Raw genomic sequence first — 26,739 nt, forward strand, 5'->3', positions numbered from 1 at the left:
GTGAGGCTAATTTATTAGTCAGTTACTCCTTGTTCTTATTGAGTAAGAACCTAAAGTCCATAAGGAGGTGAACAGTCATGGCTCAATCAAAATACGAAGTTACTTATATCATCACTACAACACTTGATGAAGAAAGTAAAACAGCCCTTGTCAACCGTTACGACGGCATCTTAAAAGACAACGGCGCTGAAGTGGTTGATTCAAAAGACTGGTCAAAACGTCGTTTAGCTTATGAAATCAACAATCAACACGAAGGCATTTACCATATTGTAAATGTTTTAGCTGATAATGATGAAGCTTTAAACGAATTTGATCGTCTAGCTAAGATTGATGGCTCAGTACTACGCCATATGATCGTTAAACGCGAAGACTAATTTTGAATTGTAATTAAGAAATAGAGGGGAGCTAATAGCATGATTAATCGAGTTGTACTCGTTGGTCGGCTAACACGCGATGTTGACCTACGTTACACTTCTAGTGGAGCAGCCGTTGGGACTTTCTCAATGGCGGTCAATCGTCAATTCACAAACGCCAATGGTGATCGTGAAGCTGACTTTATCAACTGTGTTATTTGGCGTAAATCAGCGGAAAATTTCGCGAACTTTACTAAGAAAGGCTCATTAGTTGGTGTTGAAGGCCGTTTACAAACTAGAAATTATGAAAACCAACAAGGTCAACGGGTTTACGTGACTGAAGTGGTTGTTGATAATTTCTCGTTGTTAGAATCACGGACGACAACTGAACACCGACAAGGTGAAGGTTCAAGCGCAAGCACAAACCAAAACTTTGGCGGTCAACAAAATACTGGTAGCCAACAAACCGGTTTTACCAACCCTCAACAAACGGGTAATGCACCAGTTGCAGATAACAAACCTGCCGATCCATTTGCAAATAATGGTCAAGCAATTGATATCTCAGATGATGATTTACCTTTCTAACTGAAATCAAATAGATTGTTGTGGAAGGAGGACTTTTCAATGGCTCAACAAAGAAGAGGCGGCAACCGTCGCCGTCGTAAGGTTGATTTTATCGCTGCTAATCACATCGAATATATCGACTACAAAGACACTGATTTATTGAAACGTTTTATCTCAGAACGTGGTAAGATTTTACCTCGTCGCGTATCTGGTACAAGTGCTAAGAACCAACGTCGTTTGACAATTGCAATCAAACGCGCTCGGATCATGGGCTTACTACCATTCGTTACTGAAGACTAAACTTTAAATTCAAACCACCGACCGAGGTTAACTTGGTCGGTGGTTTTTTTGTCCAATGACAAATGACTAAACTCGTCATAATTCGCTAGTCTAGGCGATACTCAGAAGTAACCGGGCTTAGTCAGCGCTCTGATTAAAACGTGCTTCGACACACAGGTTCCTGTGCTTAGCGACGTGCCGCAAATAAAGCTATAGAGCGAGCTTTATTTACGGTACTAGGCTAATGCTCAGAACCTACCGTGTGTCACAGCACTCTGATTTAAAATGTGCTAAAATAGGGTAATGATTCTTTAAGATTTAGTAAAGGGATCATATTATTGTTTGTGAATGTAATGACCAGCATACTTTTTTTTAAGAGTTAAGGAGTTTACATGAAAAATAAATTTAAGCAGTTTAAAATGCCGCAGTTTCTAGACGATAGTCGCTTACGGACCGTTGCGCTCGTTTTGATGGGCTTAACCGTTGTTAGTTTGGTTTTTGCCGCGATGCTCAACTGGCTAATCGCCTTGATTTTGTTTGTCCTATTAATCGGGACCGTGATTACGGTGTTGTACGCGATTGAAACGGTGACTGAGAATACGGCGAAGTACGTCTCTGATTTGTCTTACCGGATTAAACGGGGCGAACAAGAGGCCTTGATTAAGATGCCAATCGGAATCTTATTGTATAACGAAAAAGGCGAGATTCAGTGGACCAATCCGTATTTACAACAGTATTTAGGTGATAAGGAAGTTTTGGGCAAGCCGATTAAAGAGGTTGATCCGGAACTAGCCGAATTGGTCACCCAAAATGAAGCCGCTAGTGATACGAAAATTGTTCATTGGGGCGATAATCAGTTCCAAATTATTATTCAAGAAAGTATCGGGGTTGTTTATCTACTCGATATCACGCGTTATGCGGCGATTGAAGACCGTTATGAAGACGAACAAGTTGCGATCGGCCAAGTTTTCTTAGATAATTACGATGAAATCACCCAGACGATGGATGATCAAGCCGTTTCTAACTTGAATAACTACGTCACCAACGAATTATCGAAATGGGCGAACCAGTTCCAGATGTTCTTGAAACGCGTTGATGATGACCATTTCTTCGTGTTGGCGTATGCAAAATCCTTGCACGCCGCTGAAAAAGAAAAATTCAAAATTTTAGATGAGATTCGTGAAGAAACGTCGAAACAAAACTTCCCATTAACCTTGAGTGTTGGGTTTGCCTACGGGGAATCCGATTTAGCCGTTTTAGCAACGACTTCCCAAAGTAATTTAGATTTAGCGTTAGGTCGGGGTGGCGATCAAGTGGTCGTTAAATCGAGCGACGGTCAAGCCCGCTTCTATGGTGGGAAAACCAATCCGATGGAAAAACGGACTCGCGTGCGGGCCCGGATGATTTCACAAGCACTCCAAGAAGTCTTCAAACAAGTCGATGCCGTCTTCGTTATGGGCCATATTCGCCCTGATATGGATGCGCTCGGCGCTTCGTTTGGGATTCGCCGAATTGCCGAGATGAATGGTAAGAAATGTTACGTGGTTATTGATCAAAATAACATCCATACTGACATTCAACGCTTGTTGGAAGAGGTTAAGGCTTATCCAGAAATCGCGGTCGAAGTTTTGTCACCCGAAGAATCGGTTGAAAAAGCGACCGACAATAGTTTGTTAGTGATGGTCGATCATTCTAAACCATCCATCACGATGGCGCCAGATTTGTACGAGAAGCTCAATCAAAAGACGATTGTCATCGATCATCACCGGCGGGGGGAAGAGTTCCCAGAAAACCCCATGTTGGTTTATATCGAACCCTACGCGTCTTCAACGTGTGAACTAGTCACCGAAATGTTTGAATACCAACCCCAAAACGTGGCGAATATTAATAAGTTTGAAGCGACAACGATGTTGGCCGGGATTACGGTCGATACCCAATCATTTTCAATGCGGACTGGGACGCGAACGTTCGATGCGGCTAGTTACTTACGGTCGGTCGGCGCGGACGCGTCGATGGTCCAACATTTATTGAAAGAAAACGTCGATAATTATATTCAAAAGAACCATTTAATCGAAACGATTGATATGGTCGAACCGAATATGGCTTTATGTCTTGGGGAAGACAATCGGACCTATGATCCGGTGATTGCGGCCCAAGCAGCGGATACGTTGCTCTCGTTATCGGGGATTGAAGCGGCTTTTGTCGTCGTCCAACGTCCGGATGGGTTGATTGCCATCTCCGCTCGTAGTTTAGGGGACATTAACGTCCAGGTCATTATGGAACGACTAGGCGGCGGTGGGCACCTATCCAACGCAGCCACGCAATTGAAAGATGCGACGGTTAGTGAAGCCAAAGCCAAGTTATTGATTGTCTTAGCTGAATTATTTGATCCAGCCGAAGACGATGAAACAACCAAACATGATTAAATTTAATAAAGGTGGTCCAAAAGATGAAAGTCATATTTTTAGAAGATGTTCGTGGTAAAGGTAAAAAAGGCCAAGTCAAAGACGTGCCAGATGGTTACGCCCAAAACTTTTTAATTAAAAATGGTAAGGCGAAACAAGCCACGACTTCAGCCATCAGTACTTTAAAAGGGCAACAACATGCTGAAGCGAAGAATGCCGCGGCTGAACTAGCCGAAGCGAAAGTGTTAAAAAGCAAGATTGAAGACGACGCAACAATCGTTGAAATCAAATCTAAAGCGGGCGAAGATAGCCGACTATTCGGTTCAATTCCTAGCAAACAAATTGCACAAGCTTTGGAACAACAATACAAAATCAAAGTCGATAAACGCAAAATTGATTTGCCAGAACCAATCAAGGCTTTGGGTTATCGGAATGTGACGGTTCGGATTCATCCGGAAGTTGATGCGACCATTCGGGTCCACATTGTCGCTGAATAAAGTTGCCTTAAAATCGTGATCAATCATTTGAGTCACGATTTTTTTTTTGTGGTATTATGATATGAGCATGGAACAGAACAGAAATAAAGGGGTAATCAGGGTGAATAATGAACTAATCGAACAGACACCACCACAAAATAATGAAGCCGAACAAGCCGTATTAGGTGCTGTGTTTATTAGTGGTGACGCATTAGTTGAAGCGATGGAATACGTTTCAACCGATGATTTTTATCGCCGGGCCCACCAACTTATCTTTCAAACGATGGTTGAACTTAACGAACGGGGCGAAGGCATCGATGCGGTCACTTTAAAGAGTGAACTCGACGCCCGCAATCAACTAGAAGATATCGGTGGTATCAGCTATCTAGCCGAATTGGCCGATTCTGTGCCGACTGCCGCCAATGTTGTTTATTACGCTAAAATCGTCTCCGAAAAAGCGATGTTACGCCGCTTGATTCAAACGGCCCAAAATATTGTCGCCAAAGGTTACGCGCAAGATGAAGACGTCACCGATATTCTCGATTCGGCTGAAAAAGAAATTATGGACGTTTCCGAACGTCAAAATAAGGCCGGGTTTAAATCCATTTCGGACGTCTTGAATTCATCCATCGAACAAATTGATAAATTGTATCAAAACGAAGAAGATATCACGGGTCTTTCAACCGGTTACCGGGATTTAGATAAGATTACCGCCGGCTTACATGCCGATGAATTGATTATCTTAGCGGCCCGTCCCGGGGTTGGGAAGACGGCGTTTGTTTTGAATATCGCCCAAAATATTGGGACTAAAACGAATGAAAATATTGCGATTTTTAGTTTGGAAATGGGTGCCGAACAACTGGTTAACCGGATGTTGTGTGCGGAAGGCAGTATTGACGCTAACCATTTACGGACGGGTCAATTGGATGAACAAGAATGGCAGAATTTAATCGTCGCAATGGGTAGTTTGTCTAAAGCTAATATTTATATCGACGATACACCCGGCGTCAAAATGGCTGAAATTCGGGCTAAATGTCGCCGTTTAGCCAAAGAAAAAGATGGTGTCGGGTTAATCGTCATCGATTATTTGCAATTGATTGAAGGTTCCGGCCAAGAAAACCGTCAACAAGAAGTCTCGGCGATTTCACGGCAACTCAAGAAGTTAGCCAAGGAATTACGGGTGCCCGTCATTGCACTATCCCAACTTTCACGGGGCGTCGAACAACGTCAGGATAAACGACCAGTGCTGTCCGATATTCGTGAATCGGGATCAATCGAACAAGATGCCGATATCGTGGCCTTCTTGTACCGGGATGATTATTATCGTGATGAACCCGGCGAAGATGGTGACGATTATAATGGTGGTAACGCACCAGCACCGCAAGAACCAGAAGATTCCGATGTCGGTGAAGTGGAAGTCATTATCGAAAAAAACCGGGCTGGCGCTCGGGGGACGGTCAAATTATTGTTCGTCAAAACCTTTAATAAATTCTCATCGATTTCGTATGCACCAGAATAAAGATAGAAAAGGCGCGATTCCATTTGGAATCGCGCCTTTTATGCTTTATTTATGCAGCATGCCGACTGGCAAGTAATGATTTGTAGTTGAATAATAAGTTTAAGATGACGGCACTTAGGCTACCGACGACTAGGCCGTTACCTAAGATTGTTCGAACACTGATTGGTAAGCCTTGGAGTAAGGTTGGATGAATCGCAATCCCGAGTCCCAAGCCAATAGAGACGGCTGAAACGAGCAGGTTGCGGTTATCATCAAGGTCGACTTTGTGTAACATCTTAATCCCTTGAATTCCGACAGTCCCGAACATCACGACCATTGCGCCGCCTAAAACAGATGAGGGGATAATTGTGGCAACCGCCCCGATTTTAGGTAGGAGGCCTAAGAAGATTAAGAAGAAGGCTGAATAATAAACGGGCTTTTTCGTTTTAATCCCGGACAATTGGACGATCCCAACGTTTTGCGAGAAAGTTGAATAAGGGAAGGTATTGAACAGACCACCAAGAATGGCGGCAATCCCTTCAGCACGGAAACCACGTTTTAAATCATCACTCGTAATATCGCGACCGACGATTTCGCCGAGTGCGAAGAAGACGCCGATGGATTCGATCATCGTGGTTAAAGCAGCGAGTGACATCGAGGCGATTGAGGACCATTCAAAGCGGGGGGTGCCGAAATAGAATAATTGCGGTAATTTAAACCAGCTGGCTTGACCAACTGGATCAAGTGAGACCAATCCGATGGCCGCGCCGACTAGCGTGCCACCGATGATGCCGATCAGAATCGCGATCTGTTGGACGAAACCGCGGCCCCAGATACTAAAAATGAGAATTAAAGCGATCGTGGCAAAACCAGCGATTAAGTTCGGCATGCTCCCGAAAGTTTTAGCGGTTAAATCACCACCACCTAAATTTTGGAAGGCGACTGGAATCAAAGTAAACCCAATCAATGTAATTAGTGAACCCGTGACAACTGGTGGGAAAAGCCACCGAAGTCGGGCGAACAGGCCTGAAACCAAAAGGATGAAGACGCCGGCGCCGATAATACTACCGTACATGACGTCGATACCGAGTTGGCTATTCGTACCAATCGCCGTTAAAGGTGCGACGTATTCGACGGCACAGCCGAGGACGACCGGTAAAGCAATCCCCGTGAGTGGCGTGCGTTTTAATTGGAGTAAGGTCGCGACCCCACACATGAAAATATCAACAGAAACTAAGTAGGTCATTTGAGCGGCATTGAAATGCAGTGCTGCCCCGACTAAAAGCGGAATGAGCACATCGCCGGAATACATGGCTAATAGATGTTGTAAACCAAGGATGGCCGCCTTTATATGGGAAAGTTTTGGTGCTGGGTGATTTGTTTGCACTGAGTCGGACTGAATATCTGCCACAAAGTGTCCCTCCGTATCGTTGTTTAAATTTTGTTTAATATTCAGTTTAGCACACGCTATTAGTGACTTCAAATTAAAATTTGAGTAAAAAGCGAATATACAATCTTAGACAATCGGGATTGTTCGCTTTCTATGGGCATTCATCGATTTGATTGATGTAAAAGGGTTTTCTTAATGAATGTTGATTGTGATAAAGGGACTGATTGTTCTTAATTTACGGATAAATGACGTTTCACATGAAACAGTAAATCGGCCCGCCTGAACCTTGTTTTTTAATAATAAGTAGGTTAAACTAAAATGTATGTGTGAAACAATTATTGTTCCACGATTTCTGATGATTAATTAACTCGATATATAAGGAGAAATAATGACACCTACCGCCTTTGTAGCAGCGCTAAAAGCCCATGATATTCCAGTTTCACAAAAACAAACCGACCAGTTTGCGCGTTATTTTGAACGGTTAGTCGCCGTTAATCAAAACGTCAATTTGACGGCGATTACGGAACGAGAAGCCGTCTATTTAAAACATTTTTACGATTCAATTACGCCGGCGCTCTATCTCGACCAACTGCGCAACGAACCGTTAAGTATTTGTGACATTGGTGCTGGTGCGGGCTTTCCGTCGTTACCGATTAAAATTCTATTTCCCCAACTTAAAATTACGATCGTTGATTCATTAAATAAACGGATTCATTTTTTGGAAGAATTAGTTCAAGAACTTGGTTTAACTGACGTCCGCTTAGTTCATGATCGGGCGGAACTGTTTAGCCAACTTAAGAGTCCGTACCGGGAACAGTTCGACATCGTGACGGCCCGCGCAGTCGCTTCATTAAACGTTTTAGCGGAATTCTGTTTGCCGGCCGTCAAAGTCGGCGGTCAATTTATCGCGTTAAAGGCGAGTCAAAGTGCGACTGAACTTTCGGATGCGGATTATGCATTAACCGTGCTCGGTGGCCGGTTAGTTGACGATATTGCGTTGACGTTACCAGAAACCAACGATTCACGACACATTATCATCATTGATAAAATCCAACCAACGCCGGATAAATATCCGCGGCGCGCTGGTGTACCGGTTAAAAAACCGTTAATGGCTAAGGAGGAAAAATAATGGCAATTTCATTTTTTGGTAAGAAAAAAGACGACAAACATATTAAGCAGGTGGTGATGGTCCCGGTCGCGTCAATCGTGCCCAACCGTTTCCAACCCCGGAAGGTATTTAATACTGAAAATATTGCAGAATTAGCCAGTACGATTGAACAACACGGTTTGTTACAACCAATTATCTTGCGCGAATATGAGAATCATCAATTCGAAATTATTGCTGGTGAACGCCGATTTAGAGCGATTCAATCGTTAAAATGGGCTGAACTACCCGCCATCGTGGAAACGATGGACGATCACGAAACGGCTTCGATGGCGTTGATTGAAAACTTACAACGTGAAGAATTAACCGCGGTCGAAGAAGCGGATGCTTACAAGAGCTTAATGGCGCTCAACGATTTCACGCAAGCAAGCTTAGCTGAAAAAATGGGTAAAAGCCAATCATTCATCGCTAACAAGTTACGACTTTTGAAATTATCCCAACCCGTTCAAGACGCAATTATGAATCATGAAATTTCTGAACGTCATGGCCGGAGCCTTTTAAAATTAGATGAATTCAAACAACAAATGGTCCTCCATCAAATCTTGGCGGATAAATTAACCGTTAAAGACACTGAAGCGGTAGTTGACGGGATCGTCAATCCAGTCGTGGAAACACCAGCCGAAGAAGTGGGCGCTGACGAACCGGTCGCTGAAACTAAAAAGACGACTAAAAAAACGGCCACTAAAAAAGAAAAGAATGTCGGACACGATACACGAATTGCGGTTAATACGATTAAAAAATCAGTTCAATTGGTTGAAAAAAGTGGGATTACCGTTAAGACCACTGAAGAAGACCAAGATGATGTTTACCGCATGATTATCGAAATTCCTAAGAAATAGGAGGGTTGCATGATGGCACACGTTATTTCAATAGCAAATCAAAAAGGCGGCGTTGGTAAAACGACGACGACCATTAATTTAGGCGCTTGTTTAGCCGATGAAGGTCACCGGGTGTTAATTATTGATTCCGATGCACAAGGTAATGCCACGAGTGGGATTGGCGTTCAAAAGGCGCAAGTCGGCAAAGATATCTACGATGTCCTCGTTGATGAATATCCGTTAGCTGAAACGATTATCCACACCGCGCACGAACGATTGGATATTGTCCCCGCGACGATTCAACTTGCCGGTGCTGAAATCGAATTGACGGCTCAAATGGCGCGCGAAATGCGTTTAAAATTAGGGTTAGAACCCGTTTTGAAAGATTACGATTACGTGTTGATTGACTGCCCACCGTCATTAGGTCAATTGTCGATCAACGCTTTTACGGCCAGCAATTCAATCTTAATCCCCGTTCAAAGTGAATACTATGCCTTAGAAGGGTTAAGCCAATTATTGAATACCGTTCGCTTGGTTCAAAAACACTTTAATCCCAATTTGGCGATTGAAGGGGTCTTATTGACGATGTATGATGCCCGGACGAACCTCGGCGCGCAAGTGATTGAAGAAGTTCGCAAGTATTTCGGTGATCGCGTCTATGATACGATTATTCCGCGGAATACCCGCTTAGCTGAAGCACCTAGTCACGGGATGTCGATTGTGGATTACGATGCTAAGTCACGAGGGGCCGAAGTTTATCAGAGTTTGACGAAGGAGGTGCTAGCCGCTAATGGTCAATAGAAATTCAAAAGGCTTAGGTCGCGGATTAGACGCCGTTTTCTCCGCGTTCGAAGGGCCTAATAAAAACCGAGACGATGAATTAGTGGAAGAATTAACGCTAACCGATATTCGTCCCAACCCTTACCAACCCCGGAAAACGTTCGATGAAGTGGCGTTAAATGAATTAGCCGCTTCGATTAAAAAATCAGGTGTTTTTCAACCGATTATCGTGCGTAAAAGTATTAACGGCTACGAAATTATTGCCGGTGAACGCCGTTTTAGAGCCTCTAAATTAGCTGGGAAAGAAACGATTCCGGCAATCACGCGTCAATTTGACGAAGCCGCAATGATGGAAATCGCCGTCCTTGAAAATTTACAACGGGAAGATCTATCACCGTTGGAAGAAGCCCAAGCGTACGAAACGTTACTTAAAAAACTCAATTTAACGCAAGCTGAAGTGTCAGAACGACTGGGCAAGAGCCGGCCTTACATCGCTAATTACTTACGATTGTTGGGCTTACCCGCCGACGTCAAACAGCTTTTACAAAATGGTGATTTGTCGATGGGTCAAGCGCGGACGTTATTGGCGTTAAAGAAGAAAACGCAAATTAGCGCTTTAGCCAAACGGACGATTACGGAAGGCTTAACGGTTCGGCAACTCGAACAGTTAGTCAACCAAATGAACCAAACTAAAGCGACGAAAGTTACCAAAACCAAGATTAAATCACCGTATATTCAAGCGAGTGAAAATCAACTAGTCGATAAATTTGATGCGAAGGTCAACATTGCGATTAATAGCAAAGGCCGGGGCAAAATTGAAATTGATTATCAAACGGTCGACGATTTGAACCGGATTTTATCGTTGCTAGATGTCAATATTGATTAGATTGGAGTATGCACATGTATCAATTAGGTGATTTAGTCCAAATGAAGAAACAACACGCTTGCGGCACGAACCGGTTTGAAGTCGTGCGTCTCGGCATGGATATCCGGATTAAATGTATGGGGTGCGGCCATGCCGTCCTACTACCGCGACGTGAATTTGATAAGAAGCTTAAAAAGGTGTTAACGACGGCTGAAACGGTCGAACAAAGCACCGAACCCCATTATCAAGTCATGCAACAAGGTCCGAACCAAACAAATTTTTAGAGTAAAGGAAAGTGTCAGAAAATATGTCATTAACTGCAGGAATTGTTGGGTTACCCAACGTCGGAAAATCAACGTTATTTAACGCGATTACTAAAGCGGGTGCCGAAATGGCCAACTACCCATTTGCCACGATTGATCCAAACGTCGGCATGGTGGAAGTCCCAGACAAACGGTTGGCGCGGATTCAAGAAATTGTGCCAGCTAAGAAAATTATCCCCACAACTTTTGAATTTACGGATATTGCCGGGATTGTTAAAGGCGCTAGTAAGGGTGAAGGTTTAGGCAATAAGTTCTTAGAAAATATTCGTCAAGTCGATGCGATTGTCCACGTGGTGCGCGCGTTTGATGATGACAATATTACGTCTGTAACGGGTACTGTTGATCCGTTAGATGATATTGATACGATTAACCTCGAATTGAGTTTGGCGGACTTAGAGAGCGTGACAAAGCGTTACGCACGAGTTGAAAAGGTTGCGCGGACTAAAGATAAAGAAGCGTTAGCTGAATTTGACGTTTTGAAGAAAATTAAACCCGTTTTAGAAGAAGGCGGTTCAGTCCGTTCAATCGACTTCAACGAAGATGAAGCTAAAATGGTCAAAGGATTCTTCTTATTGACCTCTAAACCCGTTTTATACGTTGCTAATATTGCCGAAGAAGACATGGCCGACCCTGATAGTGTCGATTATGTGCAACAAATCCGGGAATTCGCAGCTAAGGAAGGCGCTGAAGTGATTGCGATTTCTGCTCGCACCGAAGAAGAAATTGCGTCATTAGATGATGCTGATAAGGCTGAATTTTTAGAAGCTGAAGGCGTCACTGAACCCGGCTTAGACAAGTTGATTCGCGCGGCTTATCATCTATTAGGGTTAGCAACGTTCTTCACGGCTGGTGGCAAAGAAACGCGTGCTTGGACCTTTAAACAAGGCATGAAGGCGCCACAAACAGCCGGTGTGATTCATTCTGATTTTGAACGCGGCTTTATCCGGGCTGAAACGGTCGCCTTTGCTGATTTAGATCAATATGGTTCAATGCAAGCCGTTAAAGAAGCGGGTCGCTTGCGCTCAGAAGGTAAAGAATACGACGTTCAAGACGGCGACATTATTGAATTTAGATTTAACGTTTAATCGAGGAGGAAAGTCAGTTGACAAAAGAAGCAGCACAACAAGCACCTGAAGTGCCAACGGTCGATATCGAGGCATTATCAGCGAAGTTAAGTAATAAAAATGCGGATTATTTATTTAAATTTAAACGGGCATTGCAGGCGGAAGGCATTTCAGAGGAACAACAAACGGCGATGTTAACCGAAATGTTACCTGAAATGTTGACGGCGCAACATAAAGGCCAACCCGCTAACCAATTATACGGTTCAGTGACGGTTAAAATTAATAGTTTATTGCACGCGCCTAAAGCACCCGTTAAAACATCAATTCAATTACAAATGCTAGATAATGGGTTGATTTTCCTAATTATGTATTTGGCGATTAACGGAATTAGTGCGTACTTTGCGAAGGGCAAAGTAACTGGTATTGGGATTACGTCAATCGTGATTACAGCGGTATTAGCCGGCGTGATTATGACTTATCCAATGCGTTACACGCAAATGCCTAAAGATCAACGACCACCATTCTGGAAGATGGCATTAATTGTCGTTGGATTAACGTTGTTATTCGTTGCAGCTTACGGCGTGACAATCTTAATTCCAGCAGTCTTGAATCCGGTCGTACCAGCAATCGTTCAAATCGTCATTGCAGCACTCTTAATCGGTGTTCGGATTTATCTCAAACGGCGCTTTAAGATTTCTGGGACATTCTTCGGTTAGTATTTCCCAGGCAATAATGAATGAGAAAGGGGTCTTAAAATGATTACCATTCAAGAACGCCAATTTGGCGCGGTTAGTACTTTAATCGTGGCCCCCAGTGGTCAAGAACAAACGCGATTACCGACCGTCTTTGTTTACCATGGTTGGACGCATCGTAAAGAATCTGAATTAATGTTGGCGAACTTCTTAGCCAAAGCTGGTTTTCGGGTGGTCTTACCAGATGCGAAATATCATGGTCAACGCCACGGTCACCAGTTATTTTCAGAGTTGATGCTCGAATTTTGGCAAATCGTGATGCAATCGGTCACTGAATTTGGTCAGCTGGTCGAGCAATTAACCGCTGAAGGGTTAGTCGATCCGCAAAAAATTGGGGTTACTGGGACATCAATGGGCGGAATCACGACGGATGCGATTATGACCCAGTATCCTAACGTCAAAGTCGGCGTCGACAAAATTGGTGCCCCAATGCCAGTTGCCTTTGCGAAATGGCAAGTCGCACAATTACCAGAAATCTTGCAAGATAAGTATCAAGAGGCGATTCAAACGACATTAACGCAGTTAGCGGCGTACGATTTATCGTTGAATTCAGCCCAATTAGCCGGTCGACCGTTGCATTTTTATCACGGAACGGCTGATCCAATGGTGCCTTATCAGTTCACGGCCCAGTTTGTTGAATCATTGGTCGCAACTGATCCAGCGACGGCTAACGTCAGCTTAACGACGGAAGATCAGGGACAACATAAAGTCTCAGATCAAGCCCAACTGGATACCGTTAAAATGATGCAAAAATATCTATAAATAAAAACAAACGGCACAATCTCAATTGGGATTGTGCCGTTTGTTTTTAATTTAGTGGGACTGATTGTTGCTGACTTTGAGCGGGGTAGATGACTGGTGTAGTTTGTTGTTGAATGAGTTCGTCTGTCATCGTTGTCCGATAAACCGTCCGATTCGTGTAATTGACGAAATAGTAGGCCCGTTCATCAAGGCTCAGGATGCCTTGGTATTGCGTGTAATCGGTCTGACCGTCCGACTCTAAATTAGCGCCTTTGGGAATCGTCACGTTGTCTAGCATATGCAATAGGGCATTGACGCCATCTGCGGCAGTTTGCGCCTGTGGCATCGTTTGTCGGCTATAAGCCGCCCGAACAAAGCGTTGTGGTGGTGTGTAACCGCCGGGGAGTGCTTGAGTACCAGTCCCTTGGCTAAAAGCGTGTGCGGTATAGTGTGAATATTGTCGTTCGGGAAACGGCATCGGTTGTAGATTTAAATAATTATTCAAATTTTTTAAGTGCCAATCTAGATTGGGCGTATTGGTCATGACACCAACGGGATCGTTGATTAAGTGCAGACCGTGACCTTCAGGTTCAATAATCATGGTCTCGCCCGTTTTGTCGGTAAAAATCCAGTGTAGCGGTTGATTGGCTTTTAATTCGCCTTGATCGCTATCAATGATGACAACATTGGCTAAATCTTGCGCGAGATCCGCTAGATTTTGGTGATAACCTAGGGCCCAAGTGGTAAATTCTTCAGCAACTAAATTTAATTTACCAGCTATTTGATTCGGTTCGTAGACGGCAGCCCCGGCGAAAAAGAGTTCGGCGCAGGCTAAACCGTGCTCATTAAAACCGTCAGCGACTAAGTATTGAGTCGGACTAAATTGACCACCGGCCCCCATAATGGCGTACTTGGTAATTTGGGCCGGTTGAGATAAAATCGGATACCATTTAAAATGGCGGGGTAAAAATAGTGGATTGGCGTCTAATTCTAATGAAAAATCCATGGTTCTGGCCAAAAAATGGTGCCCATCAACGGTGGAATAGGTTAAGCTCGTACACATAATGTCAACTCCCTTAAGTAATGAATAACTTATTTTAGCATAAATGAAAGCGGTTGACACAAAAATATGCAACAAAAAAGCCGGTCTTGGGGGGACCGACTTTTTTGTAGATCCGAAGATCTAAAAAGGAGTAAGGGTTTCACAGGTCTGTTTTGGGGGAACAGCCTGTGCGGTAAGTTTGACCTCACCGTTATTTTACTTTGGAGGAGTAAAATGAAAAAGTTAAGTAGTATGAAATAGAAAAGTATCGCTTTTCTATACTCATTACTATAATGGGAATTTGTGAAGATTGTGTGAACAGAACTTTATAGATTTATGAAAAAAAGGATAAGGAAAGTTTAAGGATTCTAGAATGTGCTAGAATAGGGTTACTGCATAAAGAAAATGAGGTTGGTATGATGACAAAAGGCACCATTTTATTTGATTTAGACGGTACCATTGCGGATTCGCAAACCGGTATTTTGAATTCTTTGGAATACATGATTGAAGAATTAGCGTTGCCAACACAAACGACGGCTGCGTTATTGAAGTTCATCGGTCCACCGTTAAACGAAACGATTATGGCGACTTTTGGGTTGGATGAAGTGGCGACGCAACACGCAATCAAAACTTTCCAAGCTTATTATGAACCAACCGGCTTATACCAAAACGAACTTTATCCGGGGATGATTCAAACTTTGGCTGATTTGCAAGCGCAGGATTATCAACTCGCAATCGCAACGTCGAAACCGGAACCGTTTGCGAAAAAAATCATTGCCCATCTTGAACTGACACCGTATTTTAGTGGTGTTTATGGAGCAAGTGTCGATGAAACGACCCGGGTTAAAAAAGCGGACGTGATTACTTATGCGCTCAATACAATGGGCTTATCGGCCCAATCGGAATCCTTAGTGATGGTCGGCGATCGCCAAAATGATATTTTAGGCGCAAAAGCTAACCAAATACCAGCCGTCGGAGTCAGTTACGGTTACGGCAGCACCGCGGAACTCAAAAAAGCCGGTGCGCTAGCAATTGTCGCGCAACCGACTGATTTAGTGACCGTTTTACCGAAAGCCTTGCAGTTTTAATGGCTCTGATGTAAATTAGCGACCAGTAATGTATAGACTCGCGCGACGTCTTTAGACGTGCCACGAAGCTCATAGTCAGCTAAGAATGGGGCTTCAAACTGTTGGCCATACCGTTTAGCGGTCAGACAATATTGTTCGTTGAAATTACGATTGCCACTCCCGACAACGCCACGACATAAGCTGGCATTATCAGCGTAGTCGATGTATTCGCCGAGACTGTTGGTCATTAATTCTTTAACACCGTTATCGATACCGTTGCCGCCGTCCAAATAAGTTGGGACAAAGGCGTAAAAAGGGTCCGTTTCGGCTTTGAGGGGTGTGGCATCTGAGATTTCGGTTAATGTAATCGTTGGACGCGCCGGATTAATCTGGTGTTGCTCAGTAGCGTATTCTTGTAAGTCGTTGACAAATGAGCCGGTATTACCAGCGATTGAAATATATAAAATCGATAGATTCGTCATAATTTGAAAGTCCTCCAGTTAGTCTGAATAACTTCACTTTAGCATTTAATTTAGCTAAATCATAGTGTTATTGTTTTGAATGCACCACGATAGAAAGGATGTTTATAATGGAACCAATTAGTCGAGTACAAGCAGCACAAACGGTTAAACGCCCCAATCGCGGTCTGAGTCGCGGCTTAACCTTTTTAATCTTCCTATGTGTTTTCTTTGGGGTTGGTGGCCTGATTTTGAATCAAACCGTCTTGAAAGAATCGTTCACGCAAGAACAACTTCAAAAGCCAGAGACATTGACGACCGTCACCAATGAAATCAACGTGATGTTGTTGGATGCCGCGCAAAAAAACGGGTTACCGCAGAGTGTTCAAGTTAAAATGTTAACTGAAAGTAACGTTCAAACGGATTTAAAAACGACCGTTACGAATATCTACGCCGGCAAGGCTAATCCGCTAGATACCGATCAAGTGATTAGCCAAATGGCGGGTCATTTAACGACAGCGATTCCAGGTAGTGGTTTACTGAAATCGTTGGTGACGACGGCTGTCGCTGCAGTTCAAGCCCCTGTCAAAACGTATTTAGAGACTGAAATTCAAACGCCTTATTTAACGCCACTAGCCTCTGAAATGAAGACGGTCAAAATGGTGGTTTCAATCATGATGTGGGTTGCGATTATCATGGGAATTGTCTTAATTATAGTCCAATTTGCGATTAGTCAGCATTTTAAGATTGTCTTTGGGAGCCTAGGGGCCGCTTTTGCTTGGGCCGGTTTATTACTATGGTTACTGACCGCAATCGTTAAATATAGTGGTTTGATTGCAGCGGTCGCGCAACGGGCTGGCAACTTCAGCCAAATTGTGACGAATTATGGATTAGGCGTTTTAGCCGTGGCCAGTCAATTCAGTCTGATTGGTTTAGTGGCGGGTGCCATTGTTTGGCTGCTCGCCAAATTAATGCCACAAAGAGGTTAATGAAGTAAGTGTGTTGAGTTGCGGGTAGCAACTGAGCATTAACAGAAAATCCGCCAGTTATCTTGAGTTTAAGATAATTGGCGGATTTTTGGTTAAGCGGAGGTTGTTGCAACTCAAAAGCACGGTATCAATTACTTATCGTTTTTTGTGAGATAGATAACAACCGATTGTTCAACAAAACGCAAACGGATGAGCAAATAGATTGTGTAAAATCTAAATTGGTGTAAACTGAATAGTTGAAAGGGATGATTGCAGTGTTATTAAAGATTGAACCAGAAGCTTTGCAAAAGATTCAAAAGCAATTGACAGCAGACCAAAAATTATTGTTGGATTTAGATGATGGGGTCGGTGAACTTTCAAAGGTTGGTTATTGTACTTTAGACACGAACTTCCGCTTGTTAATCGTGCCTGAGAATATTGAATTGAAGGATTATCAAGCCCATTTCGATTCAGAATTAGGCCCTGTCTATTATAAAGGCTATTCAGACACTTATTTTGACGGCCATGAAGTCTTATCATTAAACCCTAGAAATCAAATTCTCGCTTTAAAGAATAACGGTGGGGCAGTAGATGATCGCGTTCAAATCGTCGTTTTAGATCCTGCAGCACTCGCTAAATAAATTTGCTTTAATTGAACATAAGCCACACTCGTCGTAGATTCAAGATGAGTGTGGCTTTTTAGGTGGGCGAAAATGACGAGATAAGTCAAGTTTGTTATTTTGGTTGTAAGGTGGGATAATAACCAAAAGTGGTGTGCCATGAAGGAGTATGACATGAAGACAGCGATTGTTACAGATAGTGCTGCTTATTTAGAGCCAGCGGTTGCCAAGGCGAATCACGTGATTGTGGTGCCGATTACCGTTATTTTTGACCAACAAGTTTATTTAGAAAATATTGAAATTACTGCAGAAGAATTTTATACCAAGATGCGTGAAACGGATAAATTACCAACGACTTCACAGATTACGATGGGCCAAATGCAACAGGTGTTTGACCAATTGATTGACCAGGGTTTTGATGAAGTGATTTGTATCCACCTTTCCAGTGGGATTACGAGTTTTATCAATAATTTACAGGCCTATTCGCAAACGATTGAGGGGCTTAAAATCTACCCGTTCGATTCTAAAGTCACGAGCGCGGGCGAAGCTTACTTAGTCTTAACCGCAGCTCGATTAGTAGCGCAAGGCGAACACGCCGCAACAATTATCCCTAAATTAGAAGCGATGCGCCAGACGGTTGGCGTTTATTTTGTTGTCGACGATTTAAGTCATTTATTGCGGACGGGACGGATTTCAAACAGTGCCGCGTTTGTCGGTAATCTGTTGCGGATTAAACCGATTCTCAGTTTTAATGACCAGGGCCAGATCGTGGCGTTGACCAAGGAACGGACTAAAAAACGGGCTTTCCAAAAAGTATTGGCGGATTTCAAAGCAGCGATTGCTGACGTGGATTATCCAATTCGGGCGTGCGTTGTCGATGGCAATAATCCGGAAGAAAGTGCCGAATGGGTGGCGACTTTGCAGGCCGAGTTCCCCGAAATTCCGGTTGAAGCCAGTCATATCGGTCCGGTGGTCGGCGTGCATACCGGTGAAAAAGTTATGGGCGTTATCTGGAGTCGAGATTATTTAACCATTTAGTACAAACAAAAAATGGCGTCACCATTAATAGTGGTGATGCCGTTTTTTGTTGTGTGATTAGTCAGTTGTTTCTGATGAGTCGTCAAGTTCAACTGGTCGTGGTGTGACTTCAAACCAATCGATGTAGCCGCGGTTGAATTCAGCGACTTTTAAATCAAATTGGTCAACTTGAATCACCTTATCCTGTTGCAGATGATCAAAATTTTCTAAAACGTAACCGGCAACGGTGACGCTATCTGAAGCTTCAAACGTGTCGATTTTAGTCTTAAAGAAACGGTCAAAATCATACAAGGTTGTTTTACCACTAACGCGGTAATGATTGTCGCCTTCTTTGATGATGTATTCATCGGAAACATCATCAATTTCATCTTTAACCGTCCCGAATAATTCTTCGTAAATATCTTTATCAGTGACAATCCCACTCGTCCCACCGTATTCATCAACGACGACGACGATTGGGGTTTGTTTCTTAATCATTTGATTTAATAAACTGTGAATTGGTGTGGCTTCGGGCACTGAAATGATTGAACGGAGCAATTTGCTAACGCGGATTGAATCATCGACCTGTGATTGGCGCACTAAATCGTAAGCGTACACGTAACCGAGAATCTTATCCTTATCATTTTCAGCAACGACTGGGAAGCGACTGAAACCTTGTTGTAAATAATCTTTTAAAACATCTTTAACCGTGTCGGTGATATCAACGACATACAGACTGGTCCGATCGACCATCACGTCTTTGGCGATCCGATCGTTAAAATCGAAGGCCCGTTGCATATAAACTAAATCGTTGCGATCTAATTCGCCACCGGTCACGGCATTTTTAGAGAGACTAATAATTTCGGCTTGAGAAAGGACATCGCCACCTTCATCGGCGGGTGCAAAACCGATTAACTTCACAACGCCGGTTGCAGAGATGTTGAGTAACCAGACGAAGGGATAAAACAGCAGGTGACAGTAATGAAGCGGTCGTGCAACGGCCATCAACATTTCCATTGGAATATCGATACTGATATTCTTAGGCACAATTTCAGTGAAAACCACTTCTAAATAAGTTAAAACTAAGACCCCGGCGATTGCGCCAATGATGTGCAGGCTACCGTTCGAGACTAAATGCGTTAACCCTAATAAATCAACCAGAATGGTTTCAACCGTTGATTCACCAATCCAACCTAAAATAATCCCGGCAACACTGACCCCAACTTGAGTGGTTGATAAATACTCATTCAAGTTTTGAGTCATTTTAAGGGCGAGACCTAATTTTTTAGGACTGCCGTTACCTGAATTAATGGCGTCTTCTAGGGCACTAGGCCGAGTTTGAACGAGTGCAAATTCGGCGGCCACGAAGAAGGCGGCAAAAAAGAAGGTGACGAGCATAATGAACAGATTGGAAAATATCTGACCACTTGACAATATAATTCCCCATTTCTTTAATAACTAATTCTATTCTACCATTTTCAGACTCTCAACGGTAAATAACGTCGGCCATAAGTCTGATTTTATAACGTGTCATAATGAAAATACCATAATTCAAAGGTTAGGTAAACCAAATTGTTAAATATCTAAACTAAATAACCTAGGTGGTTAATGCGTTAGACGAGTTTGGCAAGAAAACGGGGTTTTAGGTCATCGGTTCTGGCTGGCGATTTTTAGACGTTAATCGGCTGATCCAGCCCTTACTTATTTTGAAACGTGCATTTGGGTGAGAACAACTTCCGCTTAACCTAAAATACCAATTATCTTCAAATCAAGATAATTGGTATTTTTTGTTAATGCTCAGTTGTTATTCATCACTCAAAGCACTCTTAGAAAGTGGCTACATCTGGATCTTGAGCCTTCCCGACGACGCCGTCTAATGCGTCAATTAAGGCCATGTCTTCGTTGGTTAATTCGAAATCGAAGACTTCGGTGTTTTGTTGAATGTATTCAGCATGCACCGATTTGGGGAGTGGTAAGAAGCCGTGTTGTAAGGACCAACGGAGTGCAATTTGTGGAATTGAACGGCCATATTTGTCAGCTAATTGTTGCATGGCAGAAACTTTGAAGATTTTACCGGTACCAAGGGGGCTGTAAGCTTCAAGTAGCATGTTGTGGTCTTGTGAGTAGCTGACTACGGCGGGTTGTAATTCACCAGGTGCTAAGAAAATTTGATTGACCATCGGTTGAATTTCAGCCGTTTTGGCGAGTTCTTCTAAGTGTTGCGGTTGGAAGTTGCTGACCCCGATGGCTTTGGCTTTGCCGGCGCGATAAAGTGTTTCCATCGCCCGCCAAGTTTCGGCATTCGCAGCTTGCCAGTTGTCACGGAAGTCAATTGGATTGGGCCAGTGAATCAATAGTAAGTCGACATAGTCCGTTTGTAGTTTTTGAAGTGATTCTGCAAATGAGCTCATGACTAGTTCATAGCTGTGATTAGCATTCCAAATTTTTGTGGTCAGAAATAGATCTGAACGCGCAACGCCACTTTCTTGGATGGCTTGACCGACGCTGGCTTCATTGCCGTAAGCTTGGGCCGTATCGATATGTCGATAGCCGGTCGTCAGCGCGTCTTTAACGGCCTGAACGGCAGTTGCGCCATCTGGGGTTTGCCAAGTGCCAAAACCAAGCTTGGGGATTGTCAGGCCGTTGTTCAAGGTATAAGTATCTGTTAAGTGTGTCATGAGAAAGACTCCTTTTGAATGAATTGATTACTTCTAATAGTTTAACTGTTTCACTTATTATTGGAAAGTGATTGAACTCACGATTATTTCCCAGGAAATTCTGAAGATTGTAACGTTAAAAGTCGATTTTGTAATGCGGGGTCGACAGCGTACAGGTATAAACCGTTGCGTGCCCGACTTAATAGGACGTAAATACTATTTAAGATAATCTGGCATTTTGCTTGGTTGGGATGGGGTAATTTCGTCGCACCCGCAAAGGCGGCTTGATCTTCGTAATACTCAGGCCGAATAATTAGTCGATCGGTTTGCGCGTCGTAACCAACCGAAGGGCCTAAGATGACCCCGGCATAGTTCAAATCAAAACCTTGAATCGTATAAACCGAACCGACTTCATCCAGACTATCTTCGCGTTCTGCCCAATAAGTTTTGGCGGTTGGTTGATAACGATCCCAGCGCAGTTTGAAAGTCGGTGTTGAAACGAAATGGTCATGGCCGTCATTCAAAGTGGCCGGGAAATCATAGGTCGCTAACATCCGAGCGAGTCCGCTGGTCTGATTTCTAAACCGAATCTGGTGGTACAGTTCGTTGGCGTCCGCAAAAATGCGAAAATCAAAGTCGGTGGGGTTGGGGAGTGGTTGGAGGTGTCGATTGTGTAACGCACTAATCCAATCGGTGACGGCTAAATCGGTCTGCATTCTAAATTGATGGGTCAATTGTGCGGTTTGGGTCGGGCCGGCTAGTAAGTGTTGTTGTAGCTGCTGATCTGACCAGAAACTTTTGACCTTTAGCACTTGTTGTTCATCGAAAATCAGAATGGTAATTCGGCTATGATTGATAATTTCATCCAGTTGATTGGTTTGATTGAAATGATTGTAAGGATCACTGCGGGTCAATAATAAATGAGCTTCATCGACTAAGACAATATCAGCAACTGTCTCAGTTTTAAGCGCTTGGTTAATGAAGGTTGTCGGCCGTTGAAAGTCTTTTTTGAAGAGCACCGCTGAATCGGCAGTGCCTTGTTGATAGAGTTTCAACATTTCTGGATGGTTGACCAATAGGCGGTTATCGGTGTGAAAGAGTGGTGAATCCGGTGTCTGGCGGGCGAGTGTTTGTAGTTCAGCGAAGACACTACTGAGAATCACACTTTTGCCAGTACCGGCCGCCCCTTGGATTAAAAATGTGGCGTGTTGATCAGTGATATGCGCTTCACAAAATTGGCGAATCTGCGTTTTTAATTGCGATTGTTCATTGGTTAATTGATAAGTCGTGAGATTCAGTTTATAGAGGGCGCTATTTTGACGTTGTGCGTTTGGCACGGGTAAGGACTCCTTTAACAGCAATTAAAAAGTCAATCCAATGACCTAGGATTGACTTCTTGGTGGCGATTGGTTTAATCGACAAAAACAAGTTGGAATTCATGTTTGTTTAAATCGAGATTGACGGAAACGTGCCGATTTAAATCGGCCACGATTTGGCGGGCGAGGGTCACCCGTTCCTCGAAGCTTTGGGCGTATTGTTCGAAATCAGTCGCTTTAAAGTTGAAATTTTCCGTGATATAAATCGCGTCTGTGACGAATTTCAAGTTATTTTCATCATGGTGTGAACCGCTTTTTAAGACGGTATCGATGTAGTGGTATAACGTCGATGGTGAGAACGTTAATGGTTTTTCAAGAATGGCTTTAATTGCGAAGTCTGGTAAATCATCGACCATTTGGTTATTTAGCGTGACTTGCGTGAGCGCTTGGTAGAGTTTCATAAAATCACCTTCCTAAATTAAAGACGTGCTTGTGGCGCTTCGAGACGGTGTTGGATAAAACTTAAGACTAAATCGGCGATTATCGCCATCAAAGCCGTTGGTAAAGCACCCGCTAAGATTAGGGCGCCACCGTCAGTCGCGTTGGTACCGCGAATAATGATATCACCAAGTCCGCCAGCACCGACGAAGGCGCCAATCGCCGTAATCCCGATCGCCACGACTAATGCGTTTCGAATACCAGCCATAATGACCGATAAGGAGAGTGGCAGTTCGACCATGGTTAGCAGTTGCCATTTGGTCATGCCCATGCCACGACCGGAGTCTAAAATCGTTTCTGAGACGTTAATCATGCCGGTGTAGGTGTTCTTGATGATGGGCAGTAAAGAATATAATAACACGGTCATAATGACGGTGTTAGTGCCCAGCCCCATGGCCAGCATGATGATTGACAGCATGGCTAACGATGGGACGGTTTGAATCACATTCGCTACCCCAATTATAACATCACTTAGCCGTTTACGGTGCGCAATCAGAATCCCGAGGGGAATGCCGATAATCGCCGCGAGTAAGACGCCGTAAATTGAAATCAAGAAATGACGGTTAAACTGGCTGAGGACGTAAAGACCGTTATGTTCAAAATAATAAATGAGTTGTTGCCAAGTGTTCAGATTGGTCATTTGGCGGCTCCTTTCTGAAAGTAATCGTGTTTTTGCAGGAATTGTTTGGCGACGACGGACGGTTCCAATAAATCGTTATCGACTTGGTAGTTGAGCGATTGCATCGTTGCTAAATCAATTTGACCGGATAACCGGTTCAATAACGGTTTTAGTTCGGGATGCGCCTTTAGAATTTGATCAGTGGCGACCAAACTAGCATCGTAGGGTGGGAAAAATTGGCGATCGTCTTTGAGCACTTTTAGGTCGTAACTTTTAATTCGGCCATCAGTTGAATACCCTAAAACAACGTCCATTTTACCGGCAGCTAGAGCGCTGTAAACTAAACCGATTTGCATTGGTGCGACTTTCTTGAAATCGTAGTTGTAAGTTTGTTTAAATTCGCGATAACCATCACCTTCGTGGTTGACCCAAACGGAATCAACGCCAGCGGTTAACTGGTTGGCAACCCGGCCGAGATCACTGACGGTTTCAAGATGGTATTTCTTAGCGGTGGCTTGAGTCACCATGAACGCGTAAGTATCCGCGAAACCGTAAGTCGGGAACCAAGTTTGTTGGTAACGATTCTTAAATTCAGTTTTAACAATTTGTTGTGCTTTGGCGGAGTCCTTAGTTGGGGATAATTTTAAGGTCCCGGTCATTTCGGTCCCGGCATACCGACTAGCGGAGATGTCGGCGTCACCGCGAATCAAGGATTCATGCGTGACGGTCGAAGAACCCAAGTTGTTGACGAGTTCGACCTGATTATCCGTTTCGTGGGCGATTAATTGGCTAACGATATTGGCCAAGATTTGCGATTCAGTCGTGCTTTGCGAACTAATCCGAATCGTATCTTTAGCGGAACCGCCTAGCCCTGGAAAACTGCAGCTACTCAAGAGTAAGAGGCAGCTGGCGAGCAGTGTTATGGTTGTCATTAGTTTACGAATATGAGACATAGCGACCTCCTATCTGATAGCCACTGGCGTCAGCTTTTTTTCAAGCCGGCCGAGTAAGAAATCAACGATTAATGCTAAAAGGGTAACGGGAATCGTCCCGCCGATAATTAAATCGGGTTTGAAGAGATTCAAGCCGTTGAAGATGAAATCACCTAAACCACCAGCGCCAATGTAAGATGCTAGTGTCGCCCAAGCAATCACGTAAACGGCCGATAGACGAATACCGGCCATAATGACTGGGGTCGCCATTGGAACTTCAACTTGTAGGATGGATTGCAAAGGGGTCATACCCATACCTTTAGCACTATCTTTTAAAACGGGATCAACATCGTTCATGCCGATGTAGGTATTGCGCAAAATCGGCAATAGTGAATAGATGAATAGCGCGATAATCGCGGGGACTTTACCAATCCCGAATAGTGGAATCATCAGCGCTAATAACGCTAATGATGGGACTGTTTGGAGCATACTGGCGATGGCAATCACGACTTTAGCAGTCTTTGGAAAACGGGTTAGGCCGATACCTAGTGGAACGGCGACCAGCGCACCTAAACATAAAGCAATGGCTGAAATATAGAGTTGTTCCCAAGTTTTAATCAGCAATTCAGCCCCATTTTGATTGAGAAAATTAAGCATAAGAATGACCTCCTTTAATCAGCTATTTCGCCCCAAACAGCATCGTAGACAACGTCCACCAAGGCTGTCCGAGTGACAATGCCGACTAAGTGTTGTTGATCATCAACGACGGGCACGTATTTCCAGCCGCGTTTTAAAATACGCTCGATGGTGTCGCGGACGAGATCGGTTTGGTTAACGTAATTAATTTTGGTCAACATAATATCGCTAACGGCGGTCGCATCACGATAATGATGGTCAATATTTTCTAAATCGACCAAGCCCTTGAGATGTTGGTCTTCATCAACGACTAGTAAGGTATCAACCCGGCGCTCACGCATCAATTTAATCGCCGTTTCCAGTGATTTATCGGGCGTAATCGTGACCGGCGTGGTCAACATAATTTGACCAACGGTTTCAACGTCCGGTTTAGCTTCTAGTAAACGATCGTGGCCAATTAGATTTTTAACGAAATCATTGGCGGGATGCCGTAAAATTTCAGCCGGGGTATCGAATTGAATAATTTTGCCGTGGTCCATAATCGCAATCCGCGAAGACAGATTCAACGCTTCGTCCATGTCGTGGGTCACGAAGATAATCGTTTTGCCCATTTTAGTTTGGAGTTGTTTCACAAGGTCTTGTAGGGCTTCACGGGTAATCGGATCCAATGCCCCAAACGGTTCATCCATTAGAATAATATCTTGGCCGGCCGCTAAAGCGCGGATGACACCTATCCGTTGTTGTTGGCCCCCCGATAATTGACTCGGATAGCGGTCTAAAAAATCTTCGGGCAGCTCGACGAGTTTCAATAGTTCTTTGGCTTTTTGTTCGCGTTTGTCTTCCGGCCATTTTAATAATTTAGGGACGATTGTGATGTTATCGCGAATCGTCATGTGGGGCATTAATCCGATGTTTTGAATCACGTAGCCAATCTGGCGCCGAAGTTTAACCGGATCAGTATCGGCTAGTGAATGACCGTCGAGTGTAATTGTCCCGTGCGTTGGATTAATCATGCGGTTAATCATACGCATCGTGGTTGTTTTACCGGAACCAGAGGTCCCAATCAGGCAGATAAATTCACCCTGATCAACCGAAAAGCTAATATCATCAACGGCTTTATTGCCACCGCGATAAATTTTAGAAACATGGTCAAATTCTAGATAATGGGCCATCAGTAACCTCCTAAAAAGATGTCTTAATATTAATCTATTGATAATATTCATATTAAGGAGCTAATGAGCAAGTGTCAATGGATAAGGCTTACAACTAACGCTAGTCAAAAAGTAAATTAAAAACACTGAGTAATTCTGAATGACTAAACAAGATCGAATTAATTGTGGCAGCCGTTTATTTTTTAGGAACTAATAATTCCCGGGAAATAAAAAGATGGACTTAATCGACCTAGGGGGAAAGCATCACTTCCCCCTAGGTAAGCA

At 43.6% G+C, this 26,739-nt stretch carries 29 protein-coding genes; 18 read left to right on the forward strand and 11 right to left on the reverse strand.

Translation table 11 applies throughout. From position 1 onward, the window contains the following. Positions 1-77 precede the first annotated feature (77 nt). The 6 genes from rpsF to dnaB all read left to right on the forward strand — a co-directional run bounded on the left by rpsF (position 78) and on the right by dnaB (position 5,596). Positions 78-374, forward strand: coding sequence for a 30S ribosomal protein S6 (rpsF, locus tag LFUMFP_RS00080; RefSeq protein ID WP_025082793.1), 297 nt, complete (start codon positions 78-80; stop codon positions 372-374). A gap of 39 nt (positions 375-413) precedes the next feature. After that, positions 414-938 carry a single-stranded DNA-binding protein gene (gene ssb, locus LFUMFP_RS00085; RefSeq protein WP_056950003.1) on the forward strand — a complete coding sequence of 175 codons (525 nt, stop codon included), beginning with the start codon at positions 414-416 and terminating at the stop codon, positions 936-938. Positions 939-977: 39 nt separating this feature from the next. Beyond that, positions 978-1,217 carry a 30S ribosomal protein S18 gene (gene rpsR, locus LFUMFP_RS00090; protein WP_004265822.1) on the forward strand — a complete coding sequence of 80 codons (240 nt, stop codon included), beginning with the start codon at positions 978-980 and terminating at the stop codon, positions 1,215-1,217. A gap of 371 nt (positions 1,218-1,588) precedes the next feature. Then, complete coding sequence (locus tag LFUMFP_RS00095; RefSeq protein WP_106482793.1) at positions 1,589-3,622, forward strand: DHH family phosphoesterase; 2,034 nt, start codon at positions 1,589-1,591, stop codon at positions 3,620-3,622. 23 nt (positions 3,623-3,645) lie between these two features. After that, a complete protein-coding gene (gene rplI, locus LFUMFP_RS00100) occupies positions 3,646-4,098 on the forward strand; it encodes a 50S ribosomal protein L9 (protein ID WP_106482794.1) in 453 nt (150 codons plus the stop codon). Positions 4,099-4,165: 67 nt separating this feature from the next. Further along, positions 4,166-5,596 (forward strand): replicative DNA helicase, encoded by a 1,431-nt coding sequence (gene dnaB / locus LFUMFP_RS00105; protein WP_106483573.1) that lies wholly within the window; start codon positions 4,166-4,168, stop codon positions 5,594-5,596. A 49-nt stretch (positions 5,597-5,645) separates the two neighbouring features. Here dnaB and LFUMFP_RS00110 read toward each other — a convergent pair whose 3' ends face one another. Beyond that, positions 5,646-6,986, reverse strand: a complete 1,341-nt coding sequence (locus tag LFUMFP_RS00110; protein WP_025082788.1) for a nucleobase:cation symporter-2 family protein — start codon at positions 6,984-6,986, stop codon at positions 5,646-5,648. Positions 6,987-7,353: 367 nt separating this feature from the next. On the opposite strand from LFUMFP_RS00110, the gene rsmG reads away from it, so the two are divergent. From rsmG to LFUMFP_RS00150, 8 genes are read left to right on the forward strand one after another with little or no spacing between them, the layout of a single operon-like run. Continuing rightward, positions 7,354-8,094, forward strand: a complete 741-nt coding sequence (rsmG, locus tag LFUMFP_RS00115) for a 16S rRNA (guanine(527)-N(7))-methyltransferase RsmG (RefSeq protein WP_106482795.1) — start codon at positions 7,354-7,356, stop codon at positions 8,092-8,094. Next, a complete protein-coding gene (gene noc / locus LFUMFP_RS00120; protein WP_025082786.1) occupies positions 8,094-8,969 on the forward strand; it encodes a nucleoid occlusion protein in 876 nt (291 codons plus the stop codon). The genes rsmG and noc overlap by 1 nt, the downstream gene beginning before the upstream one ends. A 12-nt stretch (positions 8,970-8,981) precedes the next feature. Further along, positions 8,982-9,749, forward strand: a complete 768-nt coding sequence (locus LFUMFP_RS00125; RefSeq protein WP_025082785.1) for a ParA family protein — start codon at positions 8,982-8,984, stop codon at positions 9,747-9,749. Beyond that, positions 9,739-10,614, forward strand: a complete 876-nt coding sequence (locus LFUMFP_RS00130) for a ParB/RepB/Spo0J family partition protein (protein ID WP_106482796.1) — start codon at positions 9,739-9,741, stop codon at positions 10,612-10,614. Before LFUMFP_RS00125 ends, LFUMFP_RS00130 begins: the two co-directional genes overlap by 11 nt. Positions 10,615-10,628: 14 nt before the next feature. After that, entirely contained in the window at positions 10,629-10,877 is a 249-nt protein-coding gene (locus LFUMFP_RS00135; protein WP_106482797.1) for a DUF951 domain-containing protein, read from the forward strand. Between the two features lie 23 nt (positions 10,878-10,900). Further along, positions 10,901-12,001, forward strand: coding sequence for a redox-regulated ATPase YchF (gene ychF, locus LFUMFP_RS00140; protein ID WP_025082782.1), 1,101 nt, complete (start codon positions 10,901-10,903; stop codon positions 11,999-12,001). 17 nt (positions 12,002-12,018) lie between these two features. Then, entirely contained in the window at positions 12,019-12,696 is a 678-nt protein-coding gene (locus LFUMFP_RS00145; RefSeq protein WP_233210598.1) for a DUF1129 domain-containing protein, read from the forward strand. A gap of 39 nt (positions 12,697-12,735) precedes the next feature. Continuing rightward, positions 12,736-13,494 carry a prolyl oligopeptidase family serine peptidase gene (locus LFUMFP_RS00150; RefSeq protein WP_025082780.1) on the forward strand — a complete coding sequence of 253 codons (759 nt, stop codon included), beginning with the start codon at positions 12,736-12,738 and terminating at the stop codon, positions 13,492-13,494. Positions 13,495-13,540: 46 nt separating this feature from the next. Here the strand turns inward: LFUMFP_RS00150 and LFUMFP_RS00155 are convergent, their stop codons facing one another. Next, complete coding sequence (locus tag LFUMFP_RS00155; RefSeq protein WP_056950005.1) at positions 13,541-14,536, reverse strand: choloylglycine hydrolase family protein; 996 nt, start codon at positions 14,534-14,536, stop codon at positions 13,541-13,543. A 398-nt stretch (positions 14,537-14,934) separates the two neighbouring features. Here LFUMFP_RS00155 and LFUMFP_RS00160 point away from each other — a divergent pair, with 398 nt between their 5' ends. Then, positions 14,935-15,603, forward strand: a complete 669-nt coding sequence (locus tag LFUMFP_RS00160; RefSeq protein WP_035438908.1) for an HAD hydrolase-like protein — start codon at positions 14,935-14,937, stop codon at positions 15,601-15,603. Here the strand turns inward: LFUMFP_RS00160 and nrdI are convergent. Then, entirely contained in the window at positions 15,600-16,064 is a 465-nt protein-coding gene (nrdI, locus tag LFUMFP_RS00165) for a class Ib ribonucleoside-diphosphate reductase assembly flavoprotein NrdI (protein WP_106482798.1), read from the reverse strand. The two genes, LFUMFP_RS00160 and nrdI, sit on opposite strands and share 4 nt — an antisense overlap. 107 nt (positions 16,065-16,171) lie before the next feature. Between nrdI and LFUMFP_RS00170 the strand changes: the two genes are divergently transcribed. The 3 genes from LFUMFP_RS00170 to LFUMFP_RS00180 all read left to right on the forward strand — a co-directional run bounded on the left by LFUMFP_RS00170 (position 16,172) and on the right by LFUMFP_RS00180 (position 18,666). Further along, complete coding sequence (locus tag LFUMFP_RS00170; protein ID WP_106482799.1) at positions 16,172-17,029, forward strand: hypothetical protein; 858 nt, start codon at positions 16,172-16,174, stop codon at positions 17,027-17,029. A 245-nt stretch (positions 17,030-17,274) separates the two neighbouring features. Further along, positions 17,275-17,649: an iron-sulfur cluster biosynthesis family protein gene (locus LFUMFP_RS00175; protein ID WP_233210600.1), complete on the forward strand. Its 375-nt coding sequence runs from the start codon at positions 17,275-17,277 to the stop codon at positions 17,647-17,649. A gap of 153 nt (positions 17,650-17,802) precedes the next feature. Continuing rightward, complete coding sequence (locus tag LFUMFP_RS00180) at positions 17,803-18,666, forward strand: DegV family protein (protein WP_025082775.1); 864 nt, start codon at positions 17,803-17,805, stop codon at positions 18,664-18,666. A 57-nt stretch (positions 18,667-18,723) separates the two neighbouring features. Here LFUMFP_RS00180 and LFUMFP_RS00185 read toward each other — a convergent pair whose 3' ends face one another. The 8 genes from LFUMFP_RS00185 to LFUMFP_RS00220 form a co-directional block, all read right to left on the reverse strand. Further along, entirely contained in the window at positions 18,724-20,079 is a 1,356-nt protein-coding gene (locus tag LFUMFP_RS00185) for a hemolysin family protein (protein WP_025082774.1), read from the reverse strand. Between the two features lie 392 nt (positions 20,080-20,471). Further along, on the reverse strand, positions 20,472-21,323 hold the full coding sequence (locus LFUMFP_RS00190) for an aldo/keto reductase (RefSeq protein ID WP_025082773.1): 852 nt from the start codon (positions 21,321-21,323) through the stop codon (positions 20,472-20,474). A gap of 83 nt (positions 21,324-21,406) precedes the next feature. Next, positions 21,407-22,639: a DUF2075 domain-containing protein gene (locus LFUMFP_RS00195; RefSeq protein WP_025082772.1), complete on the reverse strand. Its 1,233-nt coding sequence runs from the start codon at positions 22,637-22,639 to the stop codon at positions 21,407-21,409. Between the two features lie 74 nt (positions 22,640-22,713). Then, entirely contained in the window at positions 22,714-23,079 is a 366-nt protein-coding gene (locus LFUMFP_RS00200) for a hypothetical protein (protein WP_025082771.1), read from the reverse strand. Positions 23,080-23,096: 17 nt separating this feature from the next. Next, positions 23,097-23,756, reverse strand: coding sequence for an ABC transporter permease (locus LFUMFP_RS00205; protein ID WP_106482800.1), 660 nt, complete (start codon positions 23,754-23,756; stop codon positions 23,097-23,099). Continuing rightward, positions 23,753-24,688 carry an osmoprotectant ABC transporter substrate-binding protein gene (locus LFUMFP_RS00210; RefSeq protein ID WP_025082769.1) on the reverse strand — a complete coding sequence of 312 codons (936 nt, stop codon included), beginning with the start codon at positions 24,686-24,688 and terminating at the stop codon, positions 23,753-23,755. The genes LFUMFP_RS00205 and LFUMFP_RS00210 overlap by 4 nt, the downstream gene beginning before the upstream one ends. A 9-nt stretch (positions 24,689-24,697) precedes the next feature. After that, positions 24,698-25,324: an ABC transporter permease gene (locus tag LFUMFP_RS00215; protein WP_025082768.1), complete on the reverse strand. Its 627-nt coding sequence runs from the start codon at positions 25,322-25,324 to the stop codon at positions 24,698-24,700. A gap of 14 nt (positions 25,325-25,338) precedes the next feature. Then, the gene (locus LFUMFP_RS00220) at positions 25,339-26,475 is read right to left on the reverse strand and encodes a betaine/proline/choline family ABC transporter ATP-binding protein (protein WP_035438905.1); all 1,137 of its coding nucleotides are present in this window, start codon (positions 26,473-26,475) and stop codon (positions 25,339-25,341) included. Positions 26,476-26,739 lie beyond the last annotated feature (264 nt).

This window comes from Latilactobacillus fuchuensis (assembly GCF_900258455.1).
Lineage (GTDB): Bacteria > Bacillota > Bacilli > Lactobacillales > Lactobacillaceae > Latilactobacillus > Latilactobacillus fuchuensis.